This window comes from Psychrobacter sp. Sarcosine-3u-12 (genome assembly GCF_002836005.1).
Taxonomy (GTDB): domain Bacteria; phylum Pseudomonadota; class Gammaproteobacteria; order Pseudomonadales; family Moraxellaceae; genus Psychrobacter; species Psychrobacter okhotskensis.
In genome coordinates, this window is record NZ_PJBY01000109.1 from 63,450 (window position 1) to 86,103 (window position 22,654).

Genomic DNA, 22,654 nt, shown 5'->3' on the forward strand with positions numbered 1-22,654 from the left:
AATTTGTATGAACAGATCTAAGCATTTAGCCTCTATACAGTAGAAGCAAGCGCTGGATAACCAAGCGCATAGAGCGTGCCTTCTAGCCCAGTGACATTGATTGCGGCATCGGCGCGTGCCTGTACAATAGGCTTGGCATGATACGCAATACCCAAGTCCGCAATCGCCATCATTGGCAAATCATTAGCACCATCGCCGATACAGACCACCTGCGACATCTCGATACCCAAGCGCTCGGCAGTATGCTCAACGATGGCCGCCTTTTTGGCACCATTGACGATAGGCAGCTGGATATGACCGGTGACTTCATCTTCGTCGATGTCTAAGGCATTGGCGTGAACCTCATCAATGCCTAATTGCTCAGCGATATAGCGCGCAAAGTAGGTAAAGCCGCCGGAGACCAATACCGTATGATAGCCCAATGCTTTGAGCGCCTTGATCGTTGTGCGAGCACCCATTGATAGCGTCAAGCGGCTGCAGATATCATCCAGTACATCGGTTGAGATACCTTTTAATAACGCCACTCGCTGGGCAAAAGACTCATCAAAATCCATCTCGCCGCGCATTGCCGCTTCCGTGATAGCTTCGACTTCCTCACCGATGCCCGCTGTTTTGGCCAGCTCGACGATGACTTCTTGCTCAATTAAGGTTGAATCCATATCAAAGCAGGCAAGTTTGTGAGTACGTAGCATATGACCGACTGATAAAATATGACAATCGACGACGTTTAAGTCATCTACACTGCCAGCGCTACGCGTATTGTTATAGGCTTCGGTCAAGTCATGACGCAGACGCGTGGTTAGCTGATCGTCGATGATGTGAGCCGCTGCCGTTTTTTTAGCAGGGTGCATGAGCGTGTCAGTCACTGGTACTAGCAAATAGCGGAAGACTTGTGATTGTGTAAAAGGCAGGCGTTGGACGTCTGCTGCTGTCGGTTCTGTATCAGAAACCATGATGTCGACGAAACTGGCATCGGTATCTTCAGCGACGGTCACCAAATGCCAGCTTGGCTGCTCATCGACCCATGACTGTATATACTGATGGATATCAAGCGTTGTGACTTGCATCGGCAACACTACAATGAGGGCAAAAACCGGTAGTGATTGCAGCGCGTCGAAATCTTGCAAGTTAGTACCGTCGGGTAGTAGTGAAGCGATAGAGTCGACGGCTTGTTGCCATGCTTTGCTGTCTTTTGGTAACGAATAAGAGGTATTTTTTGGCATGGCTCAATTGTCCCTTGTATGCTCATATAAGATTGGGAATAATAACAGCTTTACTCGGCAGCGCCTATAGATGAGGCGCAAAGTCTCAGCGTTGTATCAAAACGACTCTGAGGGGTAAAAAAGCCGTTAGAATAAATTCAAACGATTATGACAAATTTATAAAACGGCTAACGCCATCAGGCTTACTATGGTGATATAGTAGCGTTATTGCCTTGATAATGACTTTATATTTAAGATGATGACTTTATATTTAAAAGGCGATGCTGAGCAATTTTATCTTAAGCTGTGCTATTTTTTAGACCTCGTTAAGTTTAAGGCTGTGGTACCTTTTAGATGGTAAGGCTTTTTAGATTGTGGAGCTTTTTAGAACATATTACGTCTTATAATGTAGTGCTTAATGTCATCATCTTTATAAATATAAACATCGCAGAATTTTTTAAAATTAGCCAAAAAATGAGCCATCGCCTTGTTTTTTAATTTCTTTTATCCAAAAAAGTTTACTATATCATGACGTATTTAGCGCCGCGGCAAGGGTTGTTTGCCATTATTCTTCTGGTTAGTTTTTGTTTGCAAACTCTATTATTGGTCATCAGTACCGATCAACAGCTGAGCGAGAGTCGGGCGCAAAAGGGCGAACAGATGGTCGCTCAACTGATTGATGAGGCGCGCTTGTCTTTGGAAAACAAAGACCGTGTCAGCTTGAGCGTCATTGCCAATCGCTATACCAGCGAGCAAGACGTGACTCGCATACTGATCAAAGACAATAACGACGATATATTGGTGCCGGTCGGCAATGCGCCGATGCAACAAGGCAATACGATCAGTCAAATCGCGACTAAAGGCGATGCGGTGATTGGCAGTGTGTCATTGACGTTGAAGGATATTAGCAAAGGCGAGATCATCACCATGCAGTGGCCGTTTGTAATCGGTACTATGCTGCTGCATTTATTATTGTGGCTCATCTATGGCTATATTGCCCGTCCGACCAAAGAGCAGATTAATGCCCTGAGCCGTGATATCGAAGATTTGCACCGTGAGCAATATCGGCAGATTGATCAGCGTGGTCATTACCGCGAGAATGCTCGTGGCTATGCGGATGATGGAAAAGGCAAGCGCTCAGACGATTTTGAGACAGCGGATAAAGATATTAACCTTACTGATAGCCAAGCGAATGCCAGTGGTGAGACAAACGATACAACCACGCGTACTCGCAAAATTGATGTTCACAATGAAGTCAATGCCTACTTAAGAGCGCAGCAGAATCAAGAGGCGACTGCTGTTAACTCTGATCGTATATCTGAAAATCACACAGATTATCAGGTAACCAACGCGACGCACCATGAGGAGCTTGATACTGATAACGGCGCTCACAAAACTACTCGTAGTGCCTCCCAGCTATCTACTAATAAGCTATCTAACGCCAAGCTATCTGCCACCCGCGCATTTGACACGGTCAGCGTCCAAATCGTCTTTCATGACGAATTTAATATGCTTGAGCGCCTAGCGCCTTCTCAGCGCTTGCCTTATCTGGCGCTATGTACGCAGCTTCTGAATCAAGCAATGACCGAGCTACTCAAACAGCCACTGCTGATGGGTGTGAGTGCGATGAATGAACCGCGCTTTGATGAAAGCGGTGCTTGTGCGCTGCTCAAAGCAGATAATAGCCACGCCAAAGTTGCGCTAGCAGGTGTAATGTTGGGTAAGCTCTATTTAATGCTTAATAAAATCATCCACGACAAGCATATTGAGCTATCACGCTTTGCTTTGCCAGCCAAAGCTGGGGTGAGCGATGATGCCCAAGCCGATGCCATGAGCCAACTGCTACAAAGCGTGGGCAAAAAAGAACAGATGCTGATATTGCTCCCCAATGCTGGCCTTAAGCAAATCAGCAACCATGTCCAAGTACACAGCATCATGCGCCCAACGACTGTCTATGAGCGTGAGTGCGCGATATTTGATGGTGGCAATGACGCCATGATTCAGCGCTTAGCCGATGTCCGTAATGCCGTATTGATGATTGAAGACGACGAGTGATGATGACAAGTATGGTATTTCGTTGCCTTTAACGCAGCTACTTTCTCTACAATTGCCTACGCGATAGCTGGTCAGATTCACTTTGTATTTGCGACTAAATAGCGCATAGTGATAAAAAGGATTGACAACGCTCAGTAGAGACTTTATAAGGCATATATATATTCATGTATTTTTAATACACTTGCCGAAAAATGATAGGAGTTTGTCATGAGTGACGCTGATATTGACGACGATTTTGATGATGATTTTGTCGACGATGACGACGCAAAGATGGTAGAAGAGGCTGAGACCAGTGTGCGTACGCGCCTAAGCAGTCTCGAGAAGCGTCGACTAATCGATAATTTGCTAGAAGAAAAGCGTTTGGCAAAAGAGTTAAAAGACGACCTTGATGATCTAGATAACTTCGATGAAGATGGCGATGATTGGGATGATGACGACCTCTAGCTTTAGACTTAAGTTAAGCGCTAGAGGCGTCAGCCAAACAGCCGTTATAACCTTGGTTATACGAAGTAGATCATACAAATTGGGTCACGCAAACTAGGTTATGTAAATTAGGTCGCGCAAAAGAAGCTCAATAAACTAAGCCAACGCCTTAGCAGATTATCGCGACTTAATTGTGCTAAGCTGACTGTCTACATATTAGTGGTTAACGCTTGATTTTCGTTTTTACCGACTGCGACATTATCTACTTTATCTAATAGACTTATAGTCTGTTCGATATAATCTGGATACCAGGAGAGCGAGTGAAGTACTACAAATAGTAGACTAAGCGAGCTTGATACCGTATCTGATTTATAGAGGACTGACTATGCTTTATAAAGGTTGTTTGGTTTTAAGTATGCTCGCCAAGCAACTGCTATCCTCTTTTTATTTACCATCTTTTATTTACTACCTTACATTTAATCGATCGTTTGTGGCGACTGACGCAATCTATCTTTCAAGGACCATCACACCATGAATAACCAACTAAGTTTCGATGAATTATTAGACTATTTGGACAATCAAGAGAGCCAATTTGTGCTTGATAGTGTCGCAACCCATGGTTTTTTGACGGCGACTGTCATTGGGCGTCCGTTGCCTAACTGGCTTGAGGCGCTTTTTGAAGGTCATGTGAGCGAAATTCCAGAAAACGTTATTGATGGTATCCAGCGCTGGCGCGACTCTATCATGGCTGAGCTAAAGAACGAGACGCCTATTGAATTGCCTTTTGGTGAAGATGCGGGCAACGAAGAAGTGGCTGTTGATTTTTCTGAAGAGTCCGATATCGTTGCTTGGTCAATTGGTTTTGTCGATGCCATGTATGGTGATGAAGCCAGCGACTGGTTTGAAAACGAAGAAACGGCAGAAGACGTGGCTGTATTAACCTTGCCAATGATTGTGCTCAGCGGTATCGATGATGAAGATCCAGAGCTGGCCGAAATGCGTGTGGATCAAGATAAAATGGCACAGATGGCCAACAGTATCGAAGGCAATCTGACTGAGCTATTTTTATTGTTCCATACCAATGATTAGTTTGTTGGAGACAGCATTTATTATTAACACTGTTTATTTCTATTAATATTGGGTTTTGTTCGCAGCCATGCGCGCTAACATTACCCTTAATCAACGTCGATGAACGCTGAATGTTACTCGCTAAATTATTTTTATAAGTCACCGATAAGGTCGTACTATGACTGTGCAACTCTCCAATCTTGAGCACTTGCCCAACTATCAGATCACTGAGCGCTTGGACGTGGTTTACGGCAGTACCGTGCGCTCAAAGCATGTCGGTAAGGACTTGTTCGCCAGTCTAAAAAACATCGTTGGTGGCGAGCTGACTGCCTATACTGAGCTACTAGAAGAGTCGCGCCAAGAGGCGATAGATCGCATGATTGTAAAAGCCGAAGCACTCGGTGCTGATGCCGTCGTTGGTCTGCGATTTTCGACCTCTAGCATTGCCCAAGGCGCTTCTGAGCTATTTGTCTATGGTACTGCGGTCAAAGCAGTGCCGGTACAACAGCAGCCTGCCTCAGCGCAACCACCACATTCTCCCTCTAGTCACGACCCATCTATTCAGAATTCACAACCGCCAGCCCCAGCGGATGATTTGCCACGTTTCAATCCTTTTGGTTAGTTAATTAAGTTTTAAAACACTAAAGCTTTTTTATGATAAGAGACGTGCCATGAATAACTCTATGACTCAGTTCCTCATTAACTACGCGCCGCTTATCATATTATTCGTGGTAGGGTGGTTCTTTGGCTCGCGTCATGAGCGTCAGCATTTGGCGCAGCTGATGGTTTCAGAGCAAGCCGTGGGTCATATTGTGGTCTCAAGCGAGCGCTTTTATCGCCCCAAGCTGGTAGCCAATAGTGACAGTGAGCTGGTGCTTGGCAGCGTGGTGATTGCGCAAGATTACTTTAAGATGATTATCGCTCGGGTGCTGAGTTTGTTTGGCAAAAATCTAACCACTTATGAGACGCTGTTAGACCGTGCACGACGTGAGGCTATCGTCCGTATGCGCTCGCAGGCACAAGCCAAAGGCTACAATCATATCTATGGTTTGCGTCTGGAAGTCACTAATATCAATCAATTGGGCAGCATGGTTGAAGCCATTGCCTATGGTACGGCAGTTCTTAGCACTGAGATTGCTACCAAAACGTCCCCAAAATAAGCGCTCATAGCACTATCAATATTTAGCCATCATTATTTAGCTATAACTACTTCACGCCAAATTATCGACCGCCAATTCATTTAAAAGCCAAATCCTTTAGAAGCTGACGGTACACACTCTCATTTAATCTTATTAAACCCGCTTTTATTGTTGTTCAATAGACCCTATTCTGCATTTGACTGATGAGTCGTTGAATAAAGCAGATAAACCTAACTTTCGCCCTATATACTCCCTTTATTGATTCTTAATAATTATCAATGATTAATCACAGTATCTATAAAGTATTTTATAAAAATCTATATCAGAAATGGTATAAAAAAATGGGTGATGTCCGTTATTCATAAGGGTCGGTAACGATGAACCCGTATTAGCAAGGAGCGCTAATCTGGCATCATTTAATCATTATAAACTGACCTAGTATTAGGTCTTCTACATGGATGTAGTTATGGAAAATCTTGAAATAGTCACTTTAGTAAACTCAGTCGTGATTCCCCTTTGCCTATTTTTGATCATGATGGGTATGGGTATGACCCTCATTACTAACGATTTTAAACGTGTTTTAAAATACCCAAAAGCGGTCAGTATTGGCTTGCTCAATCAGCTTATTTTGTTGCCTATTATAGGTTTTGCACTGGCAAATATCATGCCGCTGCGACCTGAATATGCGGTAGGGGTCATGTTACTCGTGCTCTGTCCGGGTGGCACCACTTCCAACTTATTTACCTTCCTCGGCAAAGGCGATGTAGCGTTATCCGTCACTATGACTGCGATTGCTAGTATCATCACGGTATTTAGTATTCCTATTGTTCTAAGCTTTTCATTGATTCACTTTATGGGTGCTGGAAGCGAGTTTCAACTGCCAATTATAAAGACAATGATTTCTTTATTCGTCATCACCATTTTGCCTATTAGTATTGGTATGCTGATCAAACGCTTTGCGCCAAGGGTTGCCGATAGCTCACAAGTATTGGTCTCTCGTTTTGGCGTGACGTTTTTGACATTTTTAGTGGTGTTTTTGAGTTATGTACAAAGAGATATCATCGTTGAGGCGCTTATCGCTACTGGCCCCGTATCGTTGCTACTAAACCTATCAACCATGGCGCTTGGTTACTACAGTAGTAAATGGTTGGGCTTGAACCTAGCACAACGAACGTCTATCACTATGGAAGTCGGCTTGCAAAATAGTACCTTATCTATATTTATGGCGCTCACGCTCTTGTCTAACTACGATATGTCGATGACCCCAGCTATTTATACCTTAGTTATGTTCTTGACCGCTGGCATATTGGTGAGAGTATTTAGCTCGAAGTTCAATAAGTTGAAGAAAAAAGAAGTAGAACAAGGGGTTTTGGCCGCCCGTATGCTCTAAAGGTATCATCAGTGTTGAGCACTTATTGCTTATAAAATATAATTACTGATAAAATATTGCCAGCGCACACTCTTAAATAATGAGTTTGCGTTGGCATTTGCTTGTATGAGTCAGAGGCTTTACGAGTCGATAGGCATTTGATTACCCTAGCGCCGTCGTCTATTCGTTCTCGCTATTTGATGGTCTGCATTTTGTTGCTTAACTCTTTCGATTTCAAATAAGAAGGTACGGTTTTTGAGTACCGCGACAAACACCACACCGCCGACCGTATTTCCCAATGTCACTATCACTAAAAATATTAAGTAACGCCAAAAGCTGACCGTATTGCCATACAGTAGGGCAGAAAACACCTCAATATTACCCACGATACTATGATGTAAACCTAAAAAACCAATACTACCCGTGATTAACGAGACCAGCACGATACGGCTAATGGTATCGCGTGCCGACGTCACTAGCCAAGCCGCAACCCCCATCATCCAACCTGCTAGTACGGCACTACCAAATATGACCCACCATTCAAACTCTAAAACATGCTCGGAATAAGCGTCAATGTCGCCCACGCTAAACAGCTGCATATGTAAACCCAACCCGATCATTAACGCTGCAAATAAACAACCACCCACGACGTTGCCAGCGATGACAATGCCCCATAAACGCAGCAATTTATTTAAAGGTTCGATGCCATTTAGTACAGGAAGACTCAACAGAGACGTTTGCTCGGTAAACAATAGCGATTGCCCAATGACGACAATGATAAAGCCAATCGGGTAAAGTAGGGAAGCGAGGACAATGGCATAATGACTGGGTAGCACGCCACTCAACAGCGCAAAAGCCGATAAAATCATAAAAAAGCTAATGCCAATCTCCAGCCCAGCGGTAAAGGCACTGGTAAATAACGAGCCAAGCGAGCGTTCAAAGGTTTCTTTGGCATCCATTACTTGCTCGACCAAGATGCTGGCATAGCTTTTAGGTTCGCTTAAGTTGTCATCGCTGGCCACTTCTTTGATAGATTGTTTGTCTTCATCGCTCATGCCTTCTGAAAAGTCTTCGTCTTTTAGGGTTTTGCCCTCTGACGCACTTTCATCTTGGTTTTCATCTTCAGAGTCATCTTGGCTTTCATTTTTGGAATCATTTTGGTCTTCATCCTGAGCGACGTACTGATGGGTTTCATTGCTCACTGCTACTGCATTGTTCTTGTCATCGGTATTGGCATTATTATCGTCACTGCTCTTTGCTGCGTGACGGTGAGTGGTGACGCTGGATTCATTATTTTCATGAGAATGATCTTTGTTATTAGGCATGCTAGTAAACTTATATAAGAGAAGCGGTGAGTAAAAGATATAAAAGTGCGAGTCAAACCGACATCGACTTATAGCCATTGCCATGCTGTAATGGCGCTATGCCGTGCTGCTGTATTACTAAAGACAGCTTATTTTAATAAGTTACAGTAAGCCAATAACGACTGCAAGCAGCGAAAAAGCATTCGATGCTAACAAAATTTGCCCATATAAGATAAAATCATCCTACTAACTTTTTTGTTTGCTCGGATGACTTATTATTATCCAACGTTAGCGCTAGGTCTGAACCTAGCTTGCGTTGGTTAATTGTATGAATTCGACGATAACCATACCTTTGCTTATTATTTAATCCATTTACATTTTAGTCTGAGAGCCTTATGAGTAACCCTGATAGCAAAAATAATTTAACCCAATCGATTCAAGCCGCCTTAAGCCAATTAGAAAACGCCTACAATCCAAGCGATGTCGAAGCAGGCATGTATCAAGGCTGGGAAGAAAGCGGTTATTTTAAGCCAAGCTTTGATAAAGACGAATCGTTTTCTATTGCTTTGCCACCGCCAAACGTCACCGGCTCGCTACATATGGGACACGGTTTCAATAACGCCATTATGGACGCATTGACGCGTTATCACCGTATGGATGGTGACAATACCTTGTGGCAACCGGGTACCGATCATGCGGGTATTGCTACCCAGATGGTCGTTGAACGTCGTTTGGAGGCGCAAGGTATCAAGCGCCGTGACATGACTCGTGAAGACTTCGTGGATAAAGTATGGGAATGGAAAGAAGAGTCGGGTGACAATATCACCCGTCAAATTCGTCGGCTTGGTAGCTCGGTGGATTGGTCGCGGGAACGCTTTACGATGGATGATGGCTTGTCCAATGCGGTAAAAGAAGTGTTCGTACGTTTATTTGATGATGGTTTGATTTATCGCGGTAAGCGTCTGGTCAATTGGGATCCTAAATTCCAAACGGCGTTATCAGATTTAGAAGTCGAAAACCACGACGAAAAAGGTAGCTTGTGGCATTTCCGCTATCATTTCACCGATAAAGATATCACTACACAAGACGGCAAAAACTATCTGGTTGTCGCCACCACACGCCCTGAAACTTTACTTGGTGATACCGCCGTTGCAGTTAATCCTAGCGATGAACGTTATGCACACTTAGTTGGCAAAACCATTACCTTGCCGATTACTGGGCGCGTAGTGCCTATCGTCGCTGATGATTATGTCGAAAAAGACTTTGGTACGGGTTGCGTAAAAATCACCCCAGCCCATGACTTTAATGACTATGAACTTGGTCGTCGTCATAACTTACCACTGATTAATATCCTCGACGAGCGCGCCAATATCTTAGCTGACATGGAGGTCTACGCTGACTTGCAAGTGCGTGAGCCTGCACTTGAGCCTACGCCTGCTGAGTACGCGGGACTTGAGCGTTTTGCGGCGCGTAAATTCCTCGTTGAGCAAGCAGGTGAGCAAGGTTGGCTAGAAGACATCGAAGACTACGCGCTCAAAGCACCGCGCGCTGAGCGTGGCGGTACGATCGTCGAGCCATTTTTGACCGATCAGTGGTACGTCGCCATGAATAAGCTGTCACAGCCTGCGATTGATGCGGTAGAAGACGGTAGCATCGAGTTCGTGCCTGCGCAATATAAAAACATGTATATGGCGTGGATGAACAATCTGCAAGACTGGTGCATCAGCCGTCAGCTCTGGTGGGGACATCGTATCCCTGCATGGTATGACGATGCGACAGGTGAAATCTATGTCGCCCGTGACGAAGCGGAAGTGCGTAGTAAATACAACCTAAGCGAAGATGTAAAACTGCGCCAAGACGATGACGTGCTCGATACGTGGTTCAGCTCTGGTCTATGGACGTTTAGTACGCTTGATTGGGCAGACGTCAACGCCGATCCACGCGTGATGGACACTTTCCACCCGACCAGCGTGCTCGTGACAGGTTTTGATATTATCTTCTTTTGGGTGGCCCGCATGATCATGATGACCATGCACTTCGTGAAAAACGAAGACGGCACGCCGCAAGTACCGTTTAAGACCGTCTATGTGCATGGTCTGGTACGTGATGGCAATGGTCAAAAAATGTCGAAATCAAAAGGTAACGTCTTAGATCCGATTGATTTGATTGATGGTATTGATTTGGAAGCGCTGGTCGAAAAACGCACCAGCAATATGATGAATCCAAAAGACGCGGCCAAGATTGAGAAGCAAACGCGTAAAGAGTTCCCAGAAGGCATCCCAGCCTTTGGTACGGATGCACTGCGCTTTACCTTCACCTCCTTAGCCAGTACCGGTCGCGATATCAACTTTGATCTAAAGCGTGTCGAGGGCTATCGTAACTTCTGTAATAAAATCTGGAACGCCAGCCGCTTTGTACTGATGAACTGTGTCGATAGCGAAGGCAATGCCAAGCCTATCGATCAAGCGGCGAATCCCGACGTATGGGAATTACCAGAAAAATGGATCATGAGTCGTCTGAACTCTAGCATCAAAGACATTCATCAGCATTTCGCTCAGTATCGTCTCGATATGGTCAGCCAAGACATCTATGAGTTTATCTGGAATGAATACTGTGACTGGTACGTGGAGCTTGCCAAAGCCAGCCTAAATGATGACTCGGTGTCTGATGAGCGTAAAGCGCAAATCCGCTATGTATTGCTGCATGTGCTAGAGACAGCACTACGCTTTAGCCATCCAATCATGCCGTATCTGACTGAGCAAATCTGGCAGACCATCGCGCCGCTACTGGGTCGTAAAAACACCGACAGCATCGTGATCGCTGACTATCCACAGACTGATGCCAGCCAAATCAGTGAGCAGACCGAAGCGGATATGGCATGGTTACAAGAGCTCATCGCGAGCGTCCGTAACATCCGTGGTGAGATGAAACTGGGTAACGCGGTACGTCTGCCAGTACTCCTACAAAACGTCTCTAGTGATGAAGAAGCGCGTCTATCACGTATCAAAAACCAGTTCAAAGCGCTTGCCAAAGTCGAGAGCTTAGAGATTATAAATAGTGGTGACGACTCTGATCAAAAGATTCCACTATCGTCATCAAGTATGGTCGGTCAGCTACGGGTACTCGTACCGATGAAAGGTCTGATCGATCCAACGGCTGAGCTGGCACGTTTGGGTAAGTCATATGATAAGTTGAAAGGTCAAGCAGAAGGCATCGCGCGTAAGCTAGGTAATGAAGGCTTTGTCAGTAAAGCACCTGCAGAAGTGGTCGATGCTGAGAAGGCAAAACTGGCTGAGCTAGAAGGGCAGTTGACAGCGATGACGGCGCAGATGGAGCAGTTAAAAGCGTTGTAACTCACACCTAGATATCTGTACTAACAAATAGCGCTGTCACAATTGTGATGGCGTTTTTTATTGGCTACTGCTTAGTTCTCTGAATAGCTCTTGATCCTGCATTATCACTGAATATTTGTGTGCTATTATTTATCGAGTTTTATAGATTGATATCATATTAATCTATTTATTTTGATGACTAGAATAAGAGTTTTCTCAAAATTTAGTGAAAGATGTCTGTGATAATATCGAAAAATAGAGTTCGTTAAATATTAAAGTGAATTAATTTAAGGAAAGAGAGGAATGAAATTCAAGAAACTGATAATAAAAAACTTTCGTAACTTTGATGAATGTAAAGTAGCGCTTACTAACAAGAATTTAATATTCGGTATGAATGACGTTGGTAAAAGTAATATGATTTATGCTTTAAGAATGTTGTTCGATTATAGAGTCAGAAATAAAGAAGTTTTTGATACTGATTTTCATAATAAGAATACTACAAGAAACATAGAGATTTCCTGTTCATTTGAGATTGAAGATTTAGATGATGACAACGACAGTAAAAAAATAATTGCAAAGACTAGAGAAGCTATTAATAATCTTGAAAATTATTTCCAAATAAAATTAGTAGTTTCTAAAGATGACACAAGAAATGAGTACATATCTGAGCTGTTTTGGGGGACAGAAGATGATTTAATTGAAGTAAGAAATATAGGGGTCAACAAAAGCTTAATTGATGATTTGTTTCATTGCATATATATACCCTCTCAAAATGAAACTAATAATAATTTTAAGAGTTTTCAGAAAGAGTTATTATCTCAACATGATATTGAGACGAGTGATGAAAAGATTCGAAATGATATAAATGATTTGTTCAAAGACATTAATAATAATATTTCCAATCTCTCTACTGTGAAAAGTATGGAAAATAATATAAACACTCACCTTGAAGCATTTGATGAGACTTACAAGGTAAAGTTAGCTTCAAAGCAGTCATTCGGTGATTTTCACTCCCATCTAGATTTTTTCATATATGACAGTGAAGTATCTGATGGTGAGCCTAACTTATTTCCAAATTCAGGGGATGGTAGAAAGCGAAAAGTAATGTATGCGATGATAAATTACTTGCTTAATCATTCACAAGATATAGATAGAAAAATTCCTATACTACTAATCGAAGAACCTGAGAACCACTTATTCTTATCTTCACAAATTGAATTGTCCCAGACTGTTTTTAGTGAAGATTTCAACAAATACTTATTCTTAGTTACACACTCACCTCAGCTTTTTTACAAAATTAGTAATGACTCGAATTTAATTCGTCTATTTAAAAAAAATGGAAACATTATTGCCAAATCTCAGACAGCTATAGTGAATGAAAGCTATAATTCAACTAAAAATATTTTGGTTGAAAGCTTAGCACATTGTTTGTTTGTTGAAAGAGTACTGTTGGTGGAAGGTCCTTCTGAAACAGTTTTGTTTAACTGGATTATTGATAATATTAATATTAGTACACCGTTAAAAGGTAAAATATATGTGCTTAATGTAGTAGGTGTAGATTTTAAAAGGTACTTAAAAGTGTTGTTAGATTTAGGCATCGAGGTTATTCTGAAAACTGATAATGATGTCAAGAAGAATAGAAATACAACTCACAGTGCCATAGGTTTTAATAGATGTGTAGAGGCTTTTAATTTAAAGAAAGATGAGTCAGAGGCTTTAATGGTTAAAATGGATTCATCTACTTTAGGTAAAGAAGAAATTAAATGTAGTATTAATGCAGATACCGTATCTATGAACAAGTTTCATAGTAAAAATATATTTTTATCTATGATTGATTTAGAGCATGATTTAGCTGAAGCTCTGAGTTTGGAAGGAGATATGAAGTCATCATTCATAACAGATTTACAAGGCAAGAAGTACCATAATATGTGGAGCTTTATAAGTGGGGTATTTGATGAAGTTTTTGAAGATAATGTAGCTGATTATTTAAGTTCAATTAAAGATGCTATACCTGAGAAAATACTTGAAGATAATAACTTCAAATGTTTGAAGGTATTAACACATGAGTAATAAATTTCACCCTACAGATGAGCAAAAGGCAATTATAGAACCTGAAGCGTGGCAATCTTCTCTTGTTATTGCAAAAGCAGGTTCGGGTAAAACCACTACAATCATTCATAGAGCTATTAAGCAAACGGAAAGCTTAGAAAGTTGGGAAAGTATAGCTATTATCAGCTTTACTAATAAAAGCTCAAAGGATATTAGTAATAAAATAAAAATATTAAGAGCTAAATCTATTATTACTATGACTTTCCATTCATTTTTGCTACAGCATGTACTTGCATTCTCCAAAATATTTAAAGGTAAAGAAGTAAGTTTTGACTTTTCTAAGAAAGTTAACAGTTTCCAAGAGTGGCTTCAAGTTGTCAAAGAAGAAAATATAATACCTGTTGCATCTAATTCTTATAATGATTATTTATTCGAATGTGCAATATTACTGATAAAAATAAAACCATACATATTAAAATATCTAAAGACGAAATTTGTAGCTGTATACATAGATGAAGCCCAAGATAATAATATGCTCCAATATGAAATCGTTGACATATTACTATCAGTAGGTATTCAAGTTGTCATGATTGGTGACCCTGAACAAACTATATATCAGTTTAGAGGAGCTAATGCTGATACATTTAACGAATTAAAAAACCATGAAAGCTTCAAAAATAGTATATATATTTTAACAAATAATTTCAGATGCCATGAATTGATAAATAAATGTGCCGATAGTTATCAGGTTCCAATGAACCATGATTATGTTCAAGAAAATAATAAAAATTATGGAGTTTTTAGAACTAGTATGAGTATTAGAGATATTAAGCTGGCTTTCGAAAAAGAAGAGTACGAAGGAGAGAAAATATGTTTCTTGTTTCGAAGTATCGGAAGAAATGCTGAATGGCTTGAGATTAATGATATTCCGGTCATCCAGTATCCTGCCATAATACAGAGACAGTCATTACAAAGTTCAATAGCAATCTTAGATTCTTTATTCGAGACTTACTACGGAGATAGTTATCTCGAACTAACGTTCATTGATAAATTCCTACCAAATATGAGGATGGCAAATGCTTCATTATTAATTAGAAATTTTAAAGACGACCCTTCGGTAGTCAGCTTCGAAGCATTAAATACTCACTGGAATATATTTAAATCAGAAGATTACAATGTAATCATTAATCAGATGTTACTTGATTCAACAAAAAGATTTTATAATCTTTCTTCAAATAAATTTATTGCAATGACTATTCATTCTGCTAAAGGATTAGAGTTTGAAAATGTTATTTTAAATTCACCAGATTTTAAGGATTTACAGTATGACGATGTTAGAAAGCTTTTTTATGTAGCTTGTACTAGGGCAGAGAAGGTTTTGATTTTTATGTAGATGAAATATATATCATAATGAACTCGTATCGAAGAACAAGAGTTAACTGAAGACTACAGCTGTTGCTTCATCTAGCTGTGAGCAATGTTTTATTGTCAATAATTACGCTATATTATCTCTAAAGAAATAATATGCTAACGTAAGGAACACCATGAACCATCTCACTGTCGGACAACGCGCGCCTGTAAGCAATCTTGCTATTGACGATACCGCGTCAATCACGCTTAAGTTTACTCGCCAAAGTCCAATAGAGATGGACATTAGCTGCTTTGCCTTAGACGCAGCGGGCAAACTGATCAATGATGATTACATGGTGTTTTATAATCAGCCAACCTCACCTTGCGGGCAAATCAAGCTCACTCATTACGAGTCGCAGCCAACGGCGAGTAAAGGCATTCAAGCTGAGTTTGAAGTCAATTTATCCAAACTGGCTGCGAATATAGACAGCTTGTTTTTTGTATTATCAGCCGACACGCCGCTCAATCAAATTCAATCGTTAGAGATTGGCATTTGGCAGCAGTCGCAAAAGGTACAGGCAGAGTATCATGCAGCAGACTTTGCTCAGCAGCAAGCCAGTATGTTGATGCAGCTATATCGTAAGAGTGGTGTTTGGCGAGTATCTAACGTCGCGCAAGGCTTTAATGGTGGACTTGCCGCCATCGTGCAGCATTTCGGTGGTGATGTAGAAGAGAGTAGCTCGACAGCAGCAGAGGTAACCGCAACACCAGTTCAAACAAAGCCGTCGTTAGAAAAGGTCATGTTAGATAAAGCACCCAAGCTCGTTAATCTTGCCAAAAAAGCCACGATATCGCTTGAGAAACGCCAATTACAGCAATTAACCGCAAAAGTGGCATTGGTGTTAGATGCTTCAGGCTCAATGAATAGACAGTACAAAAAAGGTCGCGTACAAGAGGTAGTCAACCGCTTATTGCCATTAGCCGTCAGCTTCGATGACGACCAAGCGCTAGACTGCTGGGCGTTTGCCCGAGACCCGCAGTATTTAGGTGAGATTGGGCTGAGCAACTATGACGGTTTTATTGACAACGCTCATGGCGGCTGGCGCAAATGGGCACTTGGCTCGCGTGTGAATAACGAAGCAGAAGTCATGAAAGCAGTGACGGATTTTTACCAAAAAGATGGGTTGGATGTACCTGTGTACGTACTATTTATCAGTGATGGCGGAGTGAGTGATAATCGCGGTATTACTAAAGTCATGACTGAAGCCGCGAAACTACCGGTATTTTGGCAGTTTGTGGGCTTGGGTGGTCGTGGTTATGGCATATTAAAAAAACTAGACGACATGACAGGGCGCGTGATTGATAACTGCAACTTTTTTGAATTAGATGACTTGGATGACATTAGCGAAGAAGCCTTGTATGAAAACATGCTAGAAGAGTTCCCAAGCTGGCTCAAAGAAGCACGCGAGATAGGATTGATAGTGAAGTAAATAAATATCGGCAGCATCAATTATTTTTGCGTTGTTTATTTTGCAGCGGATATACCAACTGCGCCACAAAGCCCTCTGGTATTTTTGTATTGGCTGTCGTACCGTATTTTTTGGGTAAATGGTCTGGCAGATGAGCGGTTTTAAATATCACATCATAAATGGGTAAAAAGGCGGCAAAGTTTTTGTCCCACGCTTCTTTTTCTGAGGAATGATGCCAATGATGAAATTCTGGCGTTGCCAATACCCAGCGAAAATACGGAAAGCGGAAACGTACGTTGGCATGAATAAAAATGGCGTGAAAAGAGATAAATACCAAATAAGCATAAGTTGCCGCTGGAGAGAAGCCCATAAACAATAAGGGAATATAACCGACAAAACGATTCACAATCAGCTCAAACACATGCACCCGACTTGCCGCCAACCAATCCATGTGATGCGAAGAATGATGTACGGCATGTATGCGCCACAGAGACGGGACTTTGTGCATACTGCGATGAATCCAATAACTAAAAAAATCCACGATAATCAAAATTTCTATAAACTGCAGCACTAAAGGCTGACCACTGACCATCTGATGCCATGTGGGATTAAGCCATTGGTTAAATAAAATCTGCGCTGGAATGATGGTAAAAAAACTCAATAACTGAATACCTAAATGGCTAAACATGAAGTATTTAATGTCCGTTACCCAGCCAGATCGCAACAGTTTTTGTGCTTTATATTTAGCATAAAACCGCTCCATAGGAATAAACACCAATGCGGAAATTAACAGCGTTAAAATAAAATAGTCCAAGCCTGCATACATACTACGGTCATAGTAATTGGGCTCGATCTGTCCTGATGCGAGCAGCGCTGCAAAGGCATTGAGTAACATACCCGCCATTCCCCAGCGCTTAGACGGATTGCGTAGTAGGCTAATAACGCCCGACACAAAACCAATGATAACGCTGGCAAACAATAGGCCTCGTAAAATATTGGCATTATATAAGGGTCTAAAATCTGGGGTGGTGAGCAAATTGGGGAATAAAAAACACAAAGCAGCAAGGGTGGCAAGTATGCCTAAAGACAGCGCAATAAAGGCGGACACTTGCCCTGAGCCTTTTTTAATTTCACGGTCTTCAAAGTGTTGTCGGAGTAATTTGCTCATAGTTTTAATTTGCTGATGCGATTTGAGTTTAATCTAGCATTGTTTAGCGCAAATGAGTATATTATTTACTCGACATTATTAGATAAATACTGTTTATTCGCATAATGTAAGCTAGCTATAGTCAAACCACTACGATGCCACAGCGATGCTAACGAAAGTCCTGCTGCTAATCATAATTTTATGCTTCTTAAAACCCTACTGCTGGATAGCGATTTATGACTGATTTGACAACCTACTCTATAGGCAGTCGTGCAACCGTTTTGGCCTCTTTACCATTGAGTATTTTACTGGCATTAGCTGTCAGTGGCTGCTCTTCAGAATCTGTTGATGATAACAGGGACTCGGTAGATACCAATAATACGAGTAGCCACCAGCCCAAAGCAAATAAAAGCTCTGCTAACTCTGCTTTAGAGCAAATTACAGCGCTGCCCTTTACTAAAAAGACGTCACAAAACGGTCAACAAAGGCCGTTATCAGCATTTCCAGTTAAGACCAATAATAAACAGCTTCAAGAGCTGCTATCGCGGGATTATATGAAGCGGGCAGGATTTTATCAGCTCCCTGATAAGGATGATATGCAAGTCTTTGTCATATTTCATGCTTATGAAAGTGAGTCCCTTGAGCTTGAAGATACCTCTGGTTTAACCATTGATCAACTTGAAGATCAACACAGCTATCTTGTGACTATTAAAAAAACGCGTACTCCAAATGCTAATGATACGGTTCATATATTTGAGCTGGCTGAAAACGACTTTGTAATAGCAAAAGACTATCAACAGATCATTAACACTTATTATGATTTTAACCGCCAACCCATTCATTATCAGTTAACTGATGATGGTTCAGTGCGAGCAGACCGAAGCATCACCAATGTCACTACACTACCCTTTAGTAGTTATGATGTAGATGACGCCGTGCAGCTCGATACCAATCTAGTCACTAGCGAGTTTACAATGGATGATCAAGTGCATGCCAAGCAAGTGACTAATAAGCTTAAGCCTGTGCTGGGTGGCTCCTCTGACCGAGGGTTTTTTAAACTGCCCAGCATTGGTGATATTGAAGTATTTTTGGCATACGGGTTATTCGAGGATAGCGGTGCGGACTATATTACTGACGATAATCCTGAAGGTATGTTTGTTGATCCCGAATATTATCTCATTACTGTCAAAGACGACAATATTGCTATTACCCATTTAGGTAGCACGTTCACTATTGAAGAGGATTACCAAGAAATATCAGTAGTTGATAAGTATTTCCAAATCACGGTCACAGGAAAGATTGTCCCTGTTGATGAACGTCCTAAACCAACCCCACCAAAGGCTAGGATCACCCAAGCAAACTATAAGCATTTTTTTCCCAGTCCTTTATTTGCCAGTTTTCATTTCGATGTCAATAATGATGGCAAGCGCGACTTACTAGTGGCTAAAAATAACTCTAATGGCGATAGCCAGCAAGATGATGAGTTATACGTTTATTTAGCAAAAGGTAAATATTATGAGTTAGATTTGTCTTCGATTACCTTTGCTGATGCACCTTCTACCCTTTTTTCTACCATTACTCCTAGACATAATAATAAGGGATTTATTGTAAGTACATACTGGGCAAATAGTGAAAAAGACTATATCAAAGAGTATCTATTTGAACAGGTTGGTACTGAATGGTGGGTGACCCATGGCGTTTTAAAAAGCACCGTAGATACGGGGGAGGCATATTATTGTCAAAGTAGAACGCAATATAATGCCACGACGGATTTTGCTCGATTTGATTTAGATAAAGAAGTCGACGATGACTACAAATTGCAAAATTGTCCCATACCGCCTACCCGCTATAAGGTAGTCAGTGATAAAGCAGAAATTTTGAATGAAAATTTTATGCCCAATAAACCAGCAAGCTATTTTATAAAAGGCGACATCATCCAACAACCTGATATTTTTTACGGACAAAATCAGGATTGGGTTAAAGTAAGCTATAAAGGTGGCTCAAAGTCAGGGTGGGTGCGTAAGCGTGATTTGCTAGGTATGAAATAAGATCTTTTCACCCTTAGCGCATAAAACAAAAGCACCTAAAACAAAAACAGCTAAAATGAAGTTTTTAGCTTGCCTGTTATACTATGAAATGCAGAAGGGAAGACTCATAGTCAAAGGAGAGACGCCATGCACACCACTAAAATGCTTACCTTAAGCCTCTTGATAGCAAGTCTAACGGCTTGCGTCTCGCAGCCTACCAATGAAGACACCTTAACAGATGCCGATCTTATTCAAGCGGCCAAGCAAAAAGAATCAGCACCAACCGAGGGCGCGCAGCAGTGGGTGATTGGCTATCATCATGGTACCGCAGTCGTCAAATCCTTCCAGTGCGCAGACCTCTGTCCGCAGAATACTTTGCGAGTGATTTATTATGATGTGCCTGATGTAGAGAGCTGCGCTCGCATTGGCGGTGTCAGTAAACAGATTTTAGTTCCGATAGCGATTACTGTCGCCCCAAGACCGTTTTGTTTTCCTAAGGCGATTGCGGACAACTGGGAAGGCTATCTTAAATAAGCCGATATTGAGTAAGATACCATCGAATAAAGCTCAAATTTAGCAGTTAGCCTTTTATACTAATAATTAAGAGTGCCAGACAAACGATTAACCAAACATCGTATTCTGTTTGCCAGTGATTGTCGTTACTACAGTCAAGTTTTTCTTTAGACATTTTGTTACAAATCAAAGCGATAAGGCTGATAATATAAACCTAAGCGCATTAATTCATGTGGACGTTTGCACTATACAAACACAACGTTTTATGTCGGACTTTAGTAGTACAGCCGCTGTTTTTAAATCATATTTTCATAGATTTAGGGATAATTACTATGATAAATATATATGTAGTCTTTTGGGTCGCCCTGACGTTTTTTACTTTCCTTTTGACCGTCAGTAATATCAGAGGTCATAACTCAATCATTACTAGAGGTGCTCTGCCCAGAGCGCTCAGTAGCGACAGGCTCAATATTGAGAGCAGCTTTTATAGAGCCGATGCCACATTGCACGACATGATATTCTTTCATGCCTCTGCATCAGGCGTGGCCATCGTGCTATTGGTACTAATTATCAAAGGTGAGGTTTTATTCCCCGGCACCGTGGTGTTTTTTGGCGTCCTGTCCTCCGTGGCGATATTCGCTATTAGTATGGTGCTACTATTATTAGCGTTCTATTTTTATACCATCTCGATTTTGAAGCTTGGCGATACCCTCACTAAAACGCAGATCGATGGCAAGCCGCTCAAGACCATGTACGCAATTATGGGCGTCTTTGGCTATTTTCTAGTATTTTCAGTACTGGCATTGATATTGGTTTAGAACTTATTTGTCAAAAAATCCTTATAAGAAAACCGCTCACAGTGTCGATTGTGAGCGGTTTTCTTATTAATACAGTGTATCTCATAATATTCTGGCTATTATTCAGCATATAAGGGAGCAAGCACCCCTTTATAAGTAAAACGTTCGTTCACAGACATTTTAAACAGCTGTCCTGTAAATGGCGTAGACTTTACCCAAACACTAACCAATTATACTTATCGATAGCAAAAGCATCGTAAAAATAGCCTTGTGCAGATTTATAAGATATTGCACGCTTATCCACCTATATGGGTAGTTATCTGATAGCTGCTTGACCTCTATTGCCACCATCACCAAGTGATACCTTTTTATGAGCGACAACAAAAAAGCGTTTTATTATCGACCAAAGACCAATCAATCCAACAGCCCTACGGTGCGCTGGACGTTTGTGACGCTTGGCTGGATATTTTTTATTTTGGGCATTATTGGCGTATTATTGCCCGTAATGCCGACCGCGCCCTTTATACTACTGGCGGCGGGTTGCTGGGCACGTAGCTCGCGGCGCTTTCATTTTTGGCTGATCAATCATAAATATTTTGGGAAGTTCGTCCGTGATTGGGAAGATCGCCATGCCGTACCGCTGTATGCCAAGTGTCTGGCGACAATTATGATGGCGTTATCGACAGCAATGTTATTTTATCGTTTACCCAGCGACATGATGTGGGTTGCATGGCTGGTAGCCACGGTGTGTAGTGGGGTTGCGGTCTATTTGTTCCGTTTACCAAACGCCTAAAAAGCTATAAAGTTGAGGCTAAAAATAGAAAAAAACGACCTTTAGTTACACGAAATGTCAGATAAGGCTTGCGCTATTAGAATGTACCCCTTATAATACGCCCAAGCTTAAGAGCAGTTCTGCACCAAATCATTACCTCGTAGTATTAGTTATAATCCTTCGTTTTAATATTTATCGTTCAGTAGCTATTTGCAAGCGTTACCGGTCACTAGGCCATTAATAAATTAAAAAGTAGGATTATCAATATGTCAGATACTCAAAAAGGTACAGTTAAGTGGTTCAACGAAGCTAAAGGCTTTGGTTTTATCGCTCCAGAAACTGGCGCAGACGTTTTTGCTCATTACAGCGAAATCACTGGTTCAGGTTTTAAAACTTTGGCTGAAGGCCAAGAAGTTGAGTTCACTGTAACTCAAGGTCAAAAAGGCCCACAAGCCCATAACATCGTTGCTATCTAATTTGTCTTTATAGACAACTAGAGCAAGATGAAAAAAAAGCGAACCTTCGGGTTCGTTTTTTTTCGTCTATTGTTTATGTTTATCGCCTATGACTTATGATAAATGCTTTGATAATAAGACATTAAGCAAGGTTTTAGAGTAAAAATGCCTACGATTGTGATG

Annotated in this window: 18 protein-coding genes; 15 read left to right on the top strand and 3 right to left on the bottom strand. The window is 41.4% G+C overall.

What is annotated here, in order from left to right:
* Positions 1-32: 32 nt before the first annotated feature.
* Positions 33-1,223 (bottom strand): phosphoserine phosphatase SerB, encoded by a 1,191-nt coding sequence (serB, locus tag CXF65_RS12140; protein ID WP_101212216.1) that lies wholly within the window; start codon positions 1,221-1,223, stop codon positions 33-35.
* A gap of 507 nt (positions 1,224-1,730) precedes the next feature.
* Between serB and CXF65_RS12145 the strand changes: the two genes are divergently transcribed.
* From CXF65_RS12145 to CXF65_RS12170, 6 genes are all read left to right on the top strand, one after another.
* Positions 1,731-3,257 (top strand): hypothetical protein, encoded by a 1,527-nt coding sequence (locus CXF65_RS12145; protein ID WP_101212217.1) that lies wholly within the window; start codon positions 1,731-1,733, stop codon positions 3,255-3,257.
* 207 nt (positions 3,258-3,464) lie between these two features.
* Positions 3,465-3,701 carry a PA3496 family putative envelope integrity protein gene (locus tag CXF65_RS12150; protein WP_025652287.1) on the top strand — a complete coding sequence of 79 codons (237 nt, stop codon included), beginning with the start codon at positions 3,465-3,467 and terminating at the stop codon, positions 3,699-3,701.
* Positions 3,702-4,211: 510 nt separating this feature from the next.
* Complete coding sequence (locus tag CXF65_RS12155; protein WP_025652288.1) at positions 4,212-4,769, top strand: UPF0149 family protein; 558 nt, start codon at positions 4,212-4,214, stop codon at positions 4,767-4,769.
* A 163-nt stretch (positions 4,770-4,932) separates the two neighbouring features.
* A complete protein-coding gene (locus tag CXF65_RS12160; RefSeq protein ID WP_227502364.1) occupies positions 4,933-5,370 on the top strand; it encodes a YbjQ family protein in 438 nt (145 codons plus the stop codon).
* 49 nt (positions 5,371-5,419) lie between these two features.
* A complete protein-coding gene (locus CXF65_RS12165) occupies positions 5,420-5,908 on the top strand; it encodes a YbjQ family protein (RefSeq protein WP_025652290.1) in 489 nt (162 codons plus the stop codon).
* A gap of 445 nt (positions 5,909-6,353) precedes the next feature.
* Positions 6,354-7,277: a bile acid:sodium symporter family protein gene (locus CXF65_RS12170; protein ID WP_101212218.1), complete on the top strand. Its 924-nt coding sequence runs from the start codon at positions 6,354-6,356 to the stop codon at positions 7,275-7,277.
* Positions 7,278-7,423: 146 nt separating this feature from the next.
* Here CXF65_RS12170 and CXF65_RS12175 read toward each other — a convergent pair whose 3' ends face one another.
* Positions 7,424-8,581 (bottom strand): formate/nitrite transporter family protein, encoded by a 1,158-nt coding sequence (locus CXF65_RS12175; protein WP_101212219.1) that lies wholly within the window; start codon positions 8,579-8,581, stop codon positions 7,424-7,426.
* A gap of 374 nt (positions 8,582-8,955) precedes the next feature.
* Here CXF65_RS12175 and CXF65_RS12180 point away from each other — a divergent pair, with 374 nt between their 5' ends.
* From CXF65_RS12180 to CXF65_RS12195, 4 genes are all read left to right on the top strand, one after another.
* A complete protein-coding gene (locus CXF65_RS12180; RefSeq protein WP_101212220.1) occupies positions 8,956-11,913 on the top strand; it encodes a valine--tRNA ligase in 2,958 nt (985 codons plus the stop codon).
* Positions 11,914-12,195: 282 nt separating this feature from the next.
* Positions 12,196-13,962, top strand: coding sequence for an ATP-dependent nuclease (locus CXF65_RS12185; RefSeq protein WP_101212221.1), 1,767 nt, complete (start codon positions 12,196-12,198; stop codon positions 13,960-13,962).
* Positions 13,955-15,334 carry a UvrD-helicase domain-containing protein gene (locus tag CXF65_RS12190; RefSeq protein ID WP_101212222.1) on the top strand — a complete coding sequence of 460 codons (1,380 nt, stop codon included), beginning with the start codon at positions 13,955-13,957 and terminating at the stop codon, positions 15,332-15,334. Before CXF65_RS12185 ends, CXF65_RS12190 begins: the two co-directional genes overlap by 8 nt.
* Positions 15,335-15,485: 151 nt before the next feature.
* Complete coding sequence (locus tag CXF65_RS12195; protein WP_101212223.1) at positions 15,486-16,781, top strand: VWA domain-containing protein; 1,296 nt, start codon at positions 15,486-15,488, stop codon at positions 16,779-16,781.
* A 16-nt stretch (positions 16,782-16,797) separates the two neighbouring features.
* Here the strand turns inward: CXF65_RS12195 and CXF65_RS12200 are convergent, their stop codons facing one another.
* Positions 16,798-17,928, bottom strand: a complete 1,131-nt coding sequence (locus CXF65_RS12200) for a sterol desaturase family protein (protein ID WP_101212224.1) — start codon at positions 17,926-17,928, stop codon at positions 16,798-16,800.
* A 215-nt stretch (positions 17,929-18,143) separates the two neighbouring features.
* On the opposite strand from CXF65_RS12200, the gene CXF65_RS12205 reads away from it, so the two are divergent.
* The 5 genes from CXF65_RS12205 (at position 18,144) to CXF65_RS12225 (ending at position 22,492) form a co-directional block, all read left to right on the top strand.
* A complete protein-coding gene (locus tag CXF65_RS12205) occupies positions 18,144-19,955 on the top strand; it encodes a hypothetical protein (protein ID WP_101212225.1) in 1,812 nt (603 codons plus the stop codon).
* 126 nt (positions 19,956-20,081) lie between these two features.
* The gene (locus CXF65_RS12210) at positions 20,082-20,468 is read left to right on the top strand and encodes a hypothetical protein (protein ID WP_101212226.1); all 387 of its coding nucleotides are present in this window, start codon (positions 20,082-20,084) and stop codon (positions 20,466-20,468) included.
* Between the two features lie 311 nt (positions 20,469-20,779).
* The gene (locus tag CXF65_RS12215) at positions 20,780-21,265 is read left to right on the top strand and encodes a hypothetical protein (RefSeq protein WP_101212227.1); all 486 of its coding nucleotides are present in this window, start codon (positions 20,780-20,782) and stop codon (positions 21,263-21,265) included.
* A gap of 349 nt (positions 21,266-21,614) precedes the next feature.
* On the top strand, positions 21,615-22,037 hold the full coding sequence (locus tag CXF65_RS12220; protein WP_101212228.1) for a YbaN family protein: 423 nt from the start codon (positions 21,615-21,617) through the stop codon (positions 22,035-22,037).
* Positions 22,038-22,282: 245 nt separating this feature from the next.
* Positions 22,283-22,492, top strand: a complete 210-nt coding sequence (locus CXF65_RS12225; protein WP_010201661.1) for a cold-shock protein — start codon at positions 22,283-22,285, stop codon at positions 22,490-22,492.
* Positions 22,493-22,654 lie beyond the last annotated feature (162 nt).